The organism is Bradyrhizobium huanghuaihaiense (assembly GCF_007830635.1).
Classification (GTDB): domain Bacteria; phylum Pseudomonadota; class Alphaproteobacteria; order Rhizobiales; family Xanthobacteraceae; genus Bradyrhizobium; species Bradyrhizobium huanghuaihaiense.
Genome location: NZ_VLLA01000024.1, coordinates 48,744 through 62,076, shown reverse-complemented (window position 1 = coordinate 62,076; position 13,333 = coordinate 48,744). Strand labels below are relative to the sequence as shown.

Below are 13,333 nucleotides of genomic sequence, written 5' to 3'. Positions count from 1 at the left end.
GGATTGCAAGTCTAGGTGAAGCCTCTTCCCTGCACAATGACCTTGTTACGCCGCCCGAATCGCGTCCAGGAATTTTCCGACCTCAGTCTTGAGACGGGTGCTCTCGCCGGACAGCGATCTGGCGGCGGTAAGCACGTTGGCGGAGGCCGATCCGGTCTGGCTCGCGCCGTGCTGCACGTCGACGATGCTGGCGGAGACCTGCTGGGTGCCGCGCGCCGCCTGCTGCACGTTGCGGGAAATCTCGCGCGTCGCCGCGCCCTGCTCCTCGACCGCCGAGGCGATCGCAGAAGCAATCTCGGACATCCTCGTGATGGTGTCGCCGATCGCCTTGATGGCGCCGACGGAATCCTCGGTCGCCGCCTGGATCCCCGAGATCTGCTGGCTGATCTCGCCGGTCGCCTTGGCGGTCTGCTCGGCCAGCGCCTTGACCTCGGAGGCGACGACCGCGAAGCCGCGTCCGGCCTCGCCGGCCCGCGCCGCCTCGATGGTGGCGTTCAGCGCCAGGAGATTGGTCTGGCCCGCGATCTGGCTGATGAGCTCGACGACGTCGCCGATCCGCCCGGCGGCCTTGGCGAGCTCGCCGACATGATCGTTGGTCCGCTCGGCCTGCTGCACGGCTTCACCGGCAACGCGCGCGGAGTCCTGGACCTGCCGGCTGATCTCGTCGACCGACGAGGCCATTTCCTCGGCCGCCGCCGCAACGGTCTGCACGTTTGTGGAGGCCTGTTCGGACGCCGCGGCGACGGTCGCGGTGACCTGCTCGGATTGTTCGGCCGTGCTCGTCAGCGTTCCCGCCGAGACCTCCAGCTCCGAGGATGCCGACGCCACGGTGTTGATGACGTCGCCGACCATGGCCTCGAAGTCGCGCGCGATCTGGTCCATGCGCTGGCTGCGCTTGAGCTTCGCCTCGGCCTCGATCGCGGCCGCCTCGTCGGCGGCCTTCTGGGCGAGCAGCGAATCCTTGAAGTGCTGGAGCGAGCCCGCGACCTGGCCGATCTCGTCATTGCGACCCGTTGCCGGGATCTCGACGTCGTGCCGTCCGGCGGCGAGCGTTCCGATCACCTCGGCGAGCCGGCTGAGCGGCGTCACCACGCGGCTGCGCAGCATCATGGTCACGCCGCCGAGCGTGCCGAGCAGCGCCAGCACCGCAACACCCGCAAGCGCAAGCATCGCCAGTGCGCCATCCCGCGCAGCCGTGGCGCGCTCAGCGGCTTCCGACAGCGCAGCGTCGCGCACGCCGTAGAACATCTGGATCGCCGGCACGATGACGCTAGCGAGCTCCTCGGCGTTGACGCCGTACTTGCCGTCGCCCCTCGCCGCGGGCATCTCCTTGTCCACGACGGCCGCTGCCTTTCCAAAATAGGATTCGGTCGCCGCCTTCTGCGCCGCGGCGATGCGGGGCGGGCTTCCAATCTGGTCGATGCCGGCCTCGATGCGTTCGCGATCGGCCTCGACACGCCCCTGCATGCGATCCATCAGCGTTATCTCGGCGGCCGTCAGCGGCCGGCGTGCGCTCAGCGCCGGCGACAGCGTGGCGGCGCGGCTGCCGGCCGAGACGCGCAGATCCTGCGCCGTCCGCGCCAGGCTCAGCAGCGCCGCAAGTGAGGAATCGGCGTTGACGACCTGTCCTTCGAGCTGATTCATGATCGGCTCGATGTTGCCGATGACCTCGGCCACGCCGGGCAGAAAACCCTTGATGACGGCACTGTCGCGCTGCGCCAGGGGAACGCTCATCGCGCGATCTGCCGCCGTGGTGACCTCCTTGAGCCGCCGCGCGGTACGGTCGAGCTTTTCGATCATCGGTCCGGCGTCATTCAGCGCCAGGAACGTCGGCCTTGCCCGCTCGAATGCCGCATCGGCCGCCTTTGCAGCCTTTGCGGCCCCGTCGATCTGGGCCTGCGTCGCAGCGCCTTCCTGGAAGATCGGTCCGATGTAGGGGGCACGAAGGCCGGCGACCTGCTGGCTGATCATCAGGGTCGCGCCAAAGGCGTCGACCGTCCTGATCGCGTCGGAACGGTTCGTGAAGATGCGCGTCTGGGGTATGAGCACCTCGGCGCCGAGGATGACTGCAAACACCGTCACCGTCAGCATCGACAGCGCGAAAAGCTTCCCGATCCGCATCCCCGGTCCCCCAAATGCATTTACAAATGCGGAGAACCTAGTCGGCGGCCACTAAGACCCCGTTAAGCACATGCCCGTAGTTCCGCGGGCGTCACGTCGTCGCAGACCGCTCGGAACACGACCCACCGCGCGGTTCCCTCGCGGCGACGGATGCGACAGAATTGCCAGCAATTCCGCTCTGAATACCTATATCAATGCGTGTGCCGGCAGCCGCCTGCCATACTTGCTTACCTCGGAACGTCAATGCTCTCCGTCGAACTCGTCATCGTCGTCGTCCTGATCGTCATCAACGGCCTCTTGTCCATGTCGGAGCTGGCCGTGGTCTCGTCTCGCCCGGCCCGCTTGTCGCTGCTCGCCGCCAAGGGCGTGCGCGGCGCCGAGCGGGCCCTGACGCTGGCGTCCGATCCCGGAAAATTCCTCTCGACGGTGCAGATCGGCATCACGCTGGTCGGCGTGCTCTCGGGCGCCTTCTCCGGCGCGACGCTCGGGCAGCGACTGACGCAATGGCTGGTCGAGTTCGGGCTGTCCTCCGGCATCGCCGACATCGTCGGCGTCGGCATCGTCGTGACCCTCATCACCTACGCAACACTGATCGTCGGCGAGCTGGTGCCGAAGCAGGTGGCGCTGCGCGACCCCGAGAGCATCGCGGTCAGGGTCGCGCCCGCGATGCACGTGCTCGCGAAGATATCGCTGCCGCTCGTGTTCCTGCTCGACGTCTCCGGCAAGCTGATCCTCGCGCTGCTCGGTCATGGCGGCAAATCCGAGGAGAAGGTCTCGGAGGACGAGATCCATCACCTCGTCACCGAGGCCGAAAACGCCGGCGTGCTCGAGCCCGGCGAGAGGGAGATGATCGCCGGCGTGATGCGGCTCGGCGACCGGCCGGTCGGCGCCGTCATGACGCCGCGCACGGAGGTCGACGAGATCGATTTGAACGACGCGCCGGAGGCCATTCAGGAGATCATCAAAAAGAGCCCGCATTCGCGCTTTCCGGCGTCCGACGGCGATCGCGACAAGCCGATCGGCGTGCTCCAGGCCAAGGATCTGCTGGTCGCGTACATGAACGAACGCGCACCCGACCTGCGGGCGCTGGTCCGCGAAGCGCCGAGCATTCCGGCGTCAGCGGATGCCCGCGATGTGCTCACGATCCTGAAGGCCGCTCCGGTTCATGTCGGCTTCGTCTACGACGAGTACGGCGCTTTCGAAGGCGTGGTCACCGCCGCCGACATCCTGGAATCGATCGTCGGCGCGTTCCATTCCGAGGAGGGCCCGCCGGAGCCGGCTTACGTCAAGCGCGCGGATGAATCGCTGCTGGTCGCCGGCTGGATGCCGGTTGATGAATTCGGCGAGCTGCTCGGCATCGAGCTGCCGCCGCATCGCTTCAACACGGTGGCGGGCCTCGTGCTGCAGCAATTCAACGTGCTGCCCAATGTCGGCGACGCCTTCGACCTCGGCGGCTGGCATATCGAGGTGGTCGATCTCGACGGCCGGCGGATCGACAAGATCCTGGCGAGCCGGAGAGGGGAGCAGGCGGCGGCGTGAGGTAAGCGCGCTTGTGTGAAGTGGCGCATGCTGCCGCGCCAATCTCTACGTGTCGTCCCGGCGAAGGCCGGGACCCATAACCACAGGATTGAGTTTGGCGATGACTGGCAATTGCACGGTACTGCTACCTGCACATTGCCGATAAATCACGCGGTATGGTCCCGGCCTTCGCCGGGACGACAGCGGAGATTGCAGCGCCCGCTCAGGCCGAACGCAAAACCTACCCGAACCTCACCCCGATCCGCTTTTCCTTGCGCCAGACCACGGTGCAGGGCAGATGCGTTCCGTCGGCCTGGATGAACAGGGTGAAGTGTTCGGGGATGCCGACCGGGCTGGTGACGTCGAGCGCGGCGCCGGTGTCCGAGAAATTGCGAACGGTGCAGTCGATCGCGCCGCCGCCGAACTCGATCGTTCCGGCCTTCAGCACCCGATGCCTGGCTTTGTTGCGGCGCTCGTCCATCGGGTGAATTTACACCCAAAGTTGAAGCAAATGCTATTTGCTAGCCCAACTCGCGGTGAATTTACACGAACGGACCCAACGTGGCCGCGGCCGGGGCGATCAGCGCCGGCTGAAACGTCTCCGCCCGCGCCATCCGCCAGGCGTCGGCGAACCGCGGGTCTTCGGTGCCTTCGAGCAGCTCGCCGGGACGCAGCGCCGGATAGAGCTGTGCAAACGACTTCACCTGGGTCGTCGAGGTCCGCTGGTTGAAATGGATCGGACGCAGCTGCTGCGGATGCTCGAGGCCGGCCGCGGCGATCAGCTCGGTCAGCGAGTGCAGCGTGGCATGGTGATAGTTGTGCACGCGGTCGATCTTGAGCGGCACGTAGAGCGCGCGCGCCCGGGTCGGATCCTGCGTCGCGACGCCGGTCGGGCAGCGGTCGGTGTGGCAGCTCAGCGACTGGATGCAGCCGAGCGAGAACATGAAGCCGCGCGCCGAATTGCACCAGTCGGCGCCGATCGCCATCGCGCGCGCCATGTCGAAGGCGGTGGCGATCTTGCCGGAGGCGCCGATCTTGATGCGGTCGCGCGCATTGATGCCGACCAGCGCGTTGTGGACGAAATTGACGCCTTCGCGCATCGGCATGCCGAGATGATCCATGAACTCCAGCGGCGCCGCGCCGGTGCCGCCCTCGTTGCCGTCGACGACGATGAAGTCGGGATAGATGCCGGTTTCCAGCATCGCCTTGCAGATCGCCAAAAACTCCCAGGGATGGCCGATGCACAGCTTGAAGCCGGCCGGCTTGCCGCCGGACAGGCGGCGCATCTCCGCGATGAACTGCATCATGCCAACAGGCGTGGAGAAGGCGCGGTGCGAGGCCGGCGAGATGCAGTCCTCGCCCATGGCGACGCCGCGGATTTTTGAAATCTCCTCCGAGACCTTTGCCGCCGGCAGCACGCCGCCATGGCCGGGCTTGGCGCCCTGGCTGATCTTGAGCTCGACCATCTTGATCTGGTCCTGGCCGGCGACGCGGGCGAACGCTTCGGGGTCGAACGACCCGTCGAGATGGCGGCAGCCGAAATAGCCGGAGCCGATCTCCCAGATGATGTCGCCGCCCATCTCTGCGTGATAGGGGCTGAAGCCGCCCTCGCCGGTGTCGTGCGCGAAGCCGCCCTTCCTGGCGCCGGCATTGAGCGCCCGCACCGCGTTCGGGCTCAGCGCGCCAAAGCTCATCGCGGAGACGTTGAACACCGAAGCCGAATAGGGCTTCGTGCAGTCGGGCCCGCCGATGGTGATGCGGAATTTCTCCTCGGCATGGGTCTTCGGCGAGACCGAGTGATGCATCCACTCATAGCCCTCGCGGTAGACGTCTTCCTGCGTGCCGAACGGACGCTTGTCGAGCTGCATCTTGGCGCGCTGATAGACCAACGACCGGGTGTCGCGCGAGAACGGCATGCCGTCCTTCTCGCTCTCGAAGAAATACTGCCGCATCTCGGGGCGTATCTCTTCGAGCAGGAAGCGCATATGCGCCGAGATCGGGTAGTTGCGCAGCACCGCGTGCCCCTTCTGCAAGAGGTCGCGGACGCCGAGCAGCGTCAGGGCGCCGAAGATCAGGATCGGGATCAGCAGGATGTCCGAGATCTTGCGGTCGGCGATGCCGATGCCGATCAGCAGCGCCGTGACGACCGCACAGATCGTCAGCACGATGAAGCGCGGCGAGAATGGCAGCAGCAGGGTCTCCATGAGCCCCTCCTCCGCCAGTGCCAGACGTTTGGGCGATTCCTGCTTTTTGTTGTCGTCGGCCACGATCCCATCCTCTCGCCGGCATGAGGCGGTACGATACGCCCGCCCCTGTCATACGGATATGACGCGGCCCTTGTTTCAGGCTAGCGAAATCGGCCGTCGCAGATCAATCAGCCGGGAGGATGGGTTTTTTGCAGCGCAGCAGAGGGGGTGGGGATGGGACGAGTCCCTGGTCGCCCACAAGCCGGCTGTCATCCCGGGCAAGCGTAAGCGCAGACCCGGGATCCATAACCACAGAATTTCGTGGCTGAGAGAGCTGCCACTCCGAGTCGTCGCATAACCACGGCCTGTGGTTATGGGTCCCGGATCGGCGCGCGCCTTGGGCGCGCTTGTCCGGGACGACGGCGGAGTTCAAAGGCTGGCAGCCCGGCACGACACCGGGGTGACGAGCGCCGCTTAGCGCTCGACGAAGGCCTTCTCGATCACGAAATGGCCGGGCTTGTTGCCGCTGCCTTCGATGAAGTCACGGCTTTCGAACATCACCTTGAGCTCTTCCAGCATCGCCGGGCTGCCGCACATCATGATGCGGTCGGTCGCGATGTCGAGCGGCGACTGCCCGATGTCGTTGAAGATCTGCTCGGAGTTGATGAGGTCGGTGATGCGGCCGCGGTTCTTGAAGGGCTCGCGGGTCACGGTCGGATAGTAGATCAGCTTGTCCGCGAGCAGCTCGCCGAACAGCTCGTCCTCGCGCAGGGTCGCGACCAGCTTCTCGCCATAGGCGAGCTCGGAGACCTGGCGGCAGCCATGCACCAGCACGATGGACTCGAACTGGTCGTAGACCTCGGGGTCCTTGATCAGGCTGGCGAAGGGCGCAAGGCCGGTGCCGGTCGAGAGCAGCATCAGCCGCTTGCCGGGGATGAGGTTATCGGTGATCAGCGTGCCGGTCGCCTTGCGGCCGACCAGGATGGTGTCGCCTTCCTTGATCTTCTGGAGACGCGAGGTAAGCGGGCCGTCCTGCACCTTGATCGAGAAGAACTCGAGCTCTTCCTCGTGGTTGGCGCTCGCCATGCTGTAGGCGCGCAGCAGCGGGCGGCCGTCGACCTCGAGGCCGATCATGGCGAACTGGCCGTTCTGGAACCGGAAGCCGGTATCGCGCGTGGCGCGGAAGCTGAACAGCGTGTCGGTCCAGTGCTGGACGGAAAGAACCTTCTCTCGGTAAAACGCGCTCATGATTTTCGATATTCCGAATATTTGCGGTTTTAGGGCAAAAGCGTTGCCCGGCCCTGAAATCGGGGCGGTCACCATTGCCATGGCGGAGGATTTCGCGTGTGTGATCTACGCCATTGAGACCAATAATCAACCTCGTTTCGGATGCAATTGATGCCGATCAAACCGGCATTTGCGGCAGAACTGGCCGCATCATTAATGAATCTGCTGTCGGGCGCGCGAAGAGGGCAATTTCTTTTCCCGGCAAGGCTCGATTGCAGCACTTAATTTCCGCCGCGCTCGCGAGAATTTCATTAAGAATAGCTCTGATTTTCACCCGGTATGGCGCCGTTTCCCGCATTTTTGCGGCTTTTGGCGCCAGGAACGACTGACAAGAACGACCGACACAAGCGACTGAGGCAGATGGCGGGCAGCGAGCGGATCTTCGTCCAGGCGATCAGGCGCTATTGCGCCCGCCACGGCATCGCGGTCGATGTCCGCGCCGACGGCTGGCTGATCGCGATGCACCTCGGCGAGACGCGCCGCTTCGCCTTCGGCTACGACATCGGCCTCAACAGCGCGATCGCGCACCGCCTCGCCAACGACAAATCCGCGACCGCCGAGGCGCTGACGCTTCAAGGCGTGCCGTGCATTCCGCATCAACTCTTCCTCAACCCGAGGCTGGGCGTGCACGTCGCCGGCCCGGACTGGCATCAAGCGATGCTGGCGCTGCTCGCGCAGAATCCGCAAGGCATCGTGGTGAAGCCGAACGAGGGCACGTCGGGCCGCGCGGTGTTCAAGGTGACGACGGAGGCGGAGCTCGACCACGCGGCTGGTGAGGTCTTTTCGATGAGCACGGGGCTCGTGATCTCGCCCTATGTTGCGATCGAGGAAGAGGTCCGCGTGGTGCTGCTCGATGACGTGCCCCTCGTCGTCTACAGCAAGCAGCGTGGCTCGGATTGGCGGCACAATCTCGATGCCGGTGCAAAGCCGGTGCTGCTGGCGGACGGCGAGGTCAGCGCGGCTTGCGTGAAGCTCGCGATCGATGCCGCGCGCGCCATCGGCATCGTCTTCGCGTCCATCGACGTGGTGCGCGTTGACGCTGCCTGGCGCGTGCTCGAGATCAACTGCGGCGTGATGATGGAAGCGCTGGCGAAGCTGCATCCGGAACTGGTGCAGGCGGCGTATGACGCGGCGCTGGATCGGGTGTTTGGGAAGAGATAGCAGCCACAACGCAAGTGCCCACCCTCCCCTGGAGGGGAGGGTCGGCTCGCAACGCGTCAGCGATGCGAGACGGGGTGGGGTGAAGGTCTCTCCACCGAAGCGGTGCCCGTGCGGAGAGATCACCCCACCCCGCTCGCGCTTCGCGCGATCGACCCTCCCCCTCCAGGGGAGGGTAAGAAAGAAGCCGCTAATTATTCGCGCTGGCGGAATCGTCCATGGCCTTGAAGGCTTCTTCCAGTTGCAATGAGATCGGCACGTTGAGCCGCTCGCCGGTCGGCAGCCGCGACACGAACCATTTGTTGTAGAGCGGGACGAGGTCGCGGTTGGAGCCGAGCTTGCGGAAGGCGCGCTCGACCACGGCGGAGAGCTGCGGCTCGCCTTTCTTGAACATGATGCCGTAGGGATCGTAGGACAGATAATCGCCGGTGACGCGGAACTTGTCCTGCGCCTTGTGGCGCGCGATCAGGCCGAACAGTAGGATGTCGTCGGTCGCGAACGCATCGGCCTTGCCGTCGACGAGGATCTGATACGACTGCTCGTGGTCCGGCGAGGTGACGATGTTGAGGCCGAGCGAGAACTTCTTGTCGGCCGCCTGGATCGCCTGCTCGTTGGTGGTGCCTTTCGTCACCACGATGGACTTGCCTTTCAGATCGGTCAGCGACTGGACGTTCGACGCCTTCGGCACCATCAGCTTGGTGCCAGCGACGAACATCAAGGGCGAGAAGGCAACGCGCTTGCCACGCTCGGCATTGGCCGTGGTCGAGCCGCATTCCAGGTCGATCTTGTTCTGAAGCACGGCGTCGATGCGGTCGTCCGAGGTGACCTTGACGTAATCGATCCTGAGATTGGGATCGTCGACGTCGACGCCGATCTCCTCGACGATGGCCTCGCACAGCTCGAGGCTGTAGCCGATCGGACGACCCGACTGGTCGAGGAAGGAGAACGGCGGCGAGCTCTCGCGATAGCCCAGCCGCACGGTATGCGCCTTCTTGATCGCCGACAGCGTCGGGCTAAGCCCTTCGCTGCCGCCGGTCTGCGCCGAGGCCCCGGTTGCCAGCAGACACGCTGCCAGCAACAGGCTGCACGATATCGCCAATGAGCGGCGCATGATGCACCTCCGTCAATGACCGGCCATCGCGGGCAATTCGCCAGGCACCATGTCCGGCGTCGCCACCTCGCCCGGTCCGAGCTCGTGCTCGGGCCCGAGCTCGCCTTCCCATTTCGCGACCACGGCGGTCGCGAGCGAGTTGCCGATCACGTTGGTGGCGCTGCGCCCCATGTCGAGGAAGGTATCGATGCCCATGATCATCAAGAGGCCCGCCTCGGGGATGCCGAACTGCGCCAGCGTCGAGGCGATCACGACGAGGGAAGCGCGCGGCACGCCGGCGACGCCCTTGGAGGTGATCATCAGGGTCGCGAGCATTGCCAGCTGCGTCGCGAGCGACATCTCGATGTGGTAGGTCTGCGCGATGAAGATGCTGGCAAAGGTGCAGTACATCATCGTGCCGTCGAGGTTGAAGGAGTAGCCGAGCGGCAGCACGAAGCTCGAGATCCGCGACGAGGCGCCGAACTTGGTCAAACCTTCCAGCGTCTTCGGGTAGGCCGCCTCCGAGCTCGCGGTCGAGAACGCGATCATCAGTGGCTCGCGGATCAGCCTCAGCAGATGGCTGTAGCGCGGCCCGATCACGAGGAAGCCGACGATCATCAGGATGACCCACAGGATCGCAAGCGCGAGATAGAAACCGCCCATGAAGACGACGAGCTTCCAGAGCACGCCGAGGCCGTTCTTGGCGACGGTGGCGGTGATGGCGGCCCACACCGCGAGCGGCGCGAACAGCATCACATAGCTCGTCACCTTGAGCATGATGTGAGCGACGTCGTCGATCATCGCGAGAATCGGCTTCGACCGCTCGGGCATCGAGCCCATCGCCACCGAGAAGAACACGGCGAAGATCACGATCTGGAGGATCTCGTTCTGCGCCATCGCATCGGCGATCGAGGTCGGGATCAGATGGGTCAGGAATTTCTCGATCGAGAAGGCCGAGACCGGCAGGCCGGTCGATTGGCCGGCCTGCGGAAGCGTGCCGGGGAAGTTCGCGCCGGGCTGAAGCAGATTGACCATGACGAGGCCGAGCAGCAGCGAGACGAAGGAGGCGCTGACGAACCAGCCCATGGTCTTGGCGAAGATGCGCCCGAGCCGCGAACCGCTTCCCATATGGGCGATGCCGCCGACCAGAGTCGCGAACACCAACGGCGCGATGATCATCTTGATCAGGCGCAGGAACATCATGGCGATCAGGTTGATGGAGGAGGCCCACTCGGCGCGCGTATCGGGCAGGAAGTTGAAGATCGCCGCCCCCATGACGATGCCCAGCACCATCGCGGCCAGAATGTATTGCGTAAACCTGTTCGACATTGAACGACCCCCACTAACACCGGCCGCTTCATGATGTCGCAGATATGACGATGACGCAACACGCTTGGCGAGCGATCGCGTTGGCCGGATGTTCCCGTTGTGAAACGATCCTCCGCGATCTAGCCTTCATGCAGCGCACAACAAATGCGGCTTGCACGTTTTCTTTGCGGCCGCTGCACCAATAATCGTCAAGCAAAAGAAGAGGGAAACGCCATGAGCGGCAACACCAATCGCCAGATTCTGCTGGTGGAAAAGCCCAGCGGCAAGCTCGGTCCTGAACATTTCAAGATGATCGACGGCGCGATGCCGGAGCCGAAGGACGGCGAGGCTTTGCTGCGCGTGCGATACATCTCGCTCGACGCAGCCAACCGCGCCTGGATGCACGGCGCGACCTATCGATCAGCCGTGGAAGCCAACAGCGTGATGGCCGGCGGCGCCATCGCCGAGGTCGTCAGCTCAAAAGCGCCAGGGCTTGCGCCCGGTGACATCGTGTTCGGCGACACCGGCTGGCAGGAGTTTGCCGCGGTGCCGGCGAAGCATCTGACCAAGATGCCGAAGCTCGAGCCGATGACGCATCTGCTCAGCGTGTTCGGCATCGCAGGCCTCACCGCCTATTTCGGCCTGCTGGAGGTCGGCAAGCCCAAGGAGGGCGAGACGGTCGTGGTCTCGGCGGCCGCGGGATCGGTCGGCTCGATCGTCGGACAGATCGCCAAGATCAAGGGCTGCCGCGTCATCGGCATCGCCGGCGGCGCCGACAAGTGCCGCTGGCTGACCTCCGAGCTCGGTTTCGATGCCGCCGTCGATTACAAGGACGGCGCGGTGTTCAAGGCGTTGCGCGCGGCTGCGCCCAAAGGCATCGACGTCTATTTCGACAATGTCGGCGGCGACATTCTGGAAGCCTGCCTGCCGCAAATGAACAATTACGGCCGCATCGCCTGCTGCGGTGCGATCTCGCAATATGACGGCGCGCCCGCCGCGCATGGCCCGCGCGGCGTTCCCGGGCTGATCGTGGTGAAGCGGCTCGTGATGCAGGGCTTCATCGTGATGGACTACATGAAGGACAGCCAGCGCGCGCTTGCCGATCTCCAGGCCTGGGTGAAATCCGGCAAGCTCAAAGTGCAGGAGGACATCATCGACGGCCTCGAGAACACGCCGAAAGCGTTGATCGGTTTGCTCGCCGGCGAGAACCGCGGCAAGCGCATGGTGAAACTAGCGACGTAGTTACGTCGCAATTGCGCTGACATTATCTACTTGCGGTAGAGGCCAAAGCGGCCAAAGATGCCGCGCGCGAGGCATCACTCGCGACGATTGCGCTTGCATACTTTTTTGAAAATTGTCGGCATGACCGACTTGGCAGGAATTCACTCAGATGTTCAACACGTTGAAACATGCCTCAACGCGCACCGCGTTGCTTACCGCAACTCTCTTCGCAACTGCAACAGGCGCATTCGCGCAAGCACCGACCGAGGCCCAGAAGAGCGCGATCCGCTCCGCATGCCGCTCGGACTTCATGGCGCATTGCGCGAGCGTGACGCCCGGCGGCGTCGAAGCGTATCAGTGCCTCGCCAAGAACATGTCCAGCCTGTCGTCGGGTTGCCAGGCCGCGGTTCGCGCGGTCGAGCCGGCGGCCGCGCCGAAGACGGAAGCGGCGCCCGCTAAATCCGAGCCTGCCAAATCCGAGCCTGCCAAGACGGAAGCCGCACCCGCCGCCGAGCCCGCGGCCAAACCGGCAGCGGCAGCCGCCCCGAAGGCGGCAGCGCTAAAGCAGCCGAGCGGCGCGCAGGTTTCCGCGATCAAGAGCGCCTGCCGCGGCGACTATCCCAAGGTCTGCGCCGGCGTGCCGCCGGGCGGCGCGCCCGCGCTCGAATGTCTGGAGAAGAACAAGGCGAAGGTGTCGGCGGGCTGCGCCAAGGCGGTGAATGCGGCTATGGGCGGCGGTGCGCCGGCGGCCGCGCCTGGCGCCGGTGCTGCACCGGCCGCAGCGGCAGCGCCCGCCGCGGCACCGGCCGTCATCGTGCTGCGCCCATTGCGGCCGCGCGAAGAACTGTTCATCGTCCGGTCCGCCTGCGGCGCCGACATCCGCTCGCTTTGCGCCGGCGTCGCGCCCGGCGGCGGTCGCATCATCCAGTGCATCTCCAGCAACGCCGCCTCGCTGTCGCCCGCGTGCAAGGACGTGCTTGCGCCGTTCGCGGCACGATAAGGCAGGCAGGTGCTGCGCCAAGGCGCGTGGCCATGACGAAGCGTCGCGCGAATGAATTTTCGCGCGGCTGCGACGACAACCTTTTGCAAATATCCGATTTCAAACATGACAAGACCGGGAGAAAGAGACATGCGTTCGTTGCTGCTGATCGCTTCCGCGCTCCTCGCCTTTGGGGCAACCATGACGTTCGAGGCCACCGACGCCAACGCGGTGGTGTGCGCCCGCGGCGTCTATCGCGCCGGTTGCGCCGGGCCGAACGCGGCCGTTGTCGTGCGCAAGCCGGTTCCGGTGGTCCGCTGCACCAGGGTGCTGGTGAACGGCGTCTACGTGAAGCGCTGCGTCTGACCCCTGGGTGGCCAACCCGGCCCGGTTTGGCTATGTTTCGTGCCTGAGGATTTTGGACACGCGCAAAACGTGGGTCCGAAAGCGAGCTTCGGCGTGCCG

At 65.0% G+C, this 13,333-nt stretch carries 12 protein-coding genes; 6 read left to right on the top strand and 6 right to left on the bottom strand.

Annotated elements, in window-relative coordinates; translation table 11 throughout:
* Positions 1–45 precede the first annotated feature (45 nt).
* Positions 46–2,121, bottom strand: coding sequence for a methyl-accepting chemotaxis protein (locus IQ16_RS35085; protein WP_018644092.1), 2,076 nt, complete (start codon positions 2,119–2,121; stop codon positions 46–48).
* Positions 2,122–2,364: 243 nt separating this feature from the next.
* On the opposite strand from IQ16_RS35085, the gene IQ16_RS35080 reads away from it, so the two are divergent.
* Entirely contained in the window at positions 2,365–3,660 is a 1,296-nt protein-coding gene (locus IQ16_RS35080) for a hemolysin family protein (RefSeq protein ID WP_018644093.1), read from the top strand.
* Positions 3,661–3,880: 220 nt separating this feature from the next.
* Here IQ16_RS35080 and IQ16_RS35075 read toward each other — a convergent pair whose 3' ends face one another.
* The 3 genes from IQ16_RS35075 to IQ16_RS35065 form a co-directional block, all read right to left on the bottom strand.
* On the bottom strand, positions 3,881–4,120 hold the full coding sequence (locus tag IQ16_RS35075; protein WP_018644094.1) for a PilZ domain-containing protein: 240 nt from the start codon (positions 4,118–4,120) through the stop codon (positions 3,881–3,883).
* A gap of 61 nt (positions 4,121–4,181) precedes the next feature.
* Entirely contained in the window at positions 4,182–5,906 is a 1,725-nt protein-coding gene (locus IQ16_RS35070; RefSeq protein WP_018644095.1) for an FMN-binding glutamate synthase family protein, read from the bottom strand.
* 393 nt (positions 5,907–6,299) lie between these two features.
* Entirely contained in the window at positions 6,300–7,073 is a 774-nt protein-coding gene (locus tag IQ16_RS35065) for a ferredoxin--NADP reductase (protein ID WP_026312162.1), read from the bottom strand.
* Between IQ16_RS35065 and IQ16_RS45305 the strand changes: the two genes are divergently transcribed.
* Together IQ16_RS45305 and IQ16_RS35060 are read left to right on the top strand one after the other, a co-directional pair.
* Positions 7,072–7,224, top strand: coding sequence for a hypothetical protein (locus IQ16_RS45305; protein ID WP_156528319.1), 153 nt, complete (start codon positions 7,072–7,074; stop codon positions 7,222–7,224). The two genes, IQ16_RS35065 and IQ16_RS45305, sit on opposite strands and share 2 nt — an antisense overlap.
* A 248-nt stretch (positions 7,225–7,472) precedes the next feature.
* Positions 7,473–8,273: an ATP-grasp domain-containing protein gene (locus IQ16_RS35060; RefSeq protein ID WP_018644097.1), complete on the top strand. Its 801-nt coding sequence runs from the start codon at positions 7,473–7,475 to the stop codon at positions 8,271–8,273.
* A gap of 187 nt (positions 8,274–8,460) precedes the next feature.
* On the opposite strand, the gene IQ16_RS35055 is transcribed toward IQ16_RS35060, so the two are convergent.
* Complete coding sequence (locus IQ16_RS35055; protein ID WP_018644098.1) at positions 8,461–9,381, bottom strand: amino acid ABC transporter substrate-binding protein; 921 nt, start codon at positions 9,379–9,381, stop codon at positions 8,461–8,463.
* 12 nt (positions 9,382–9,393) lie between these two features.
* Positions 9,394–10,689, bottom strand: coding sequence for a dicarboxylate/amino acid:cation symporter (locus IQ16_RS35050; protein ID WP_018644099.1), 1,296 nt, complete (start codon positions 10,687–10,689; stop codon positions 9,394–9,396).
* 213 nt (positions 10,690–10,902) lie between these two features.
* Between IQ16_RS35050 and IQ16_RS35045 the strand changes: the two genes are divergently transcribed.
* The 3 genes from IQ16_RS35045 (at position 10,903) to IQ16_RS35035 (ending at position 13,234) form a co-directional block, all read left to right on the top strand.
* A complete protein-coding gene (locus IQ16_RS35045) occupies positions 10,903–11,910 on the top strand; it encodes an NADP-dependent oxidoreductase (RefSeq protein ID WP_145832021.1) in 1,008 nt (335 codons plus the stop codon).
* A 148-nt stretch (positions 11,911–12,058) separates the two neighbouring features.
* Entirely contained in the window at positions 12,059–12,889 is an 831-nt protein-coding gene (locus IQ16_RS35040) for a hypothetical protein (RefSeq protein WP_018644101.1), read from the top strand.
* 129 nt (positions 12,890–13,018) lie between these two features.
* Entirely contained in the window at positions 13,019–13,234 is a 216-nt protein-coding gene (locus tag IQ16_RS35035; protein ID WP_008132706.1) for a hypothetical protein, read from the top strand.
* Positions 13,235–13,333: the final 99 nt, after the last annotated feature.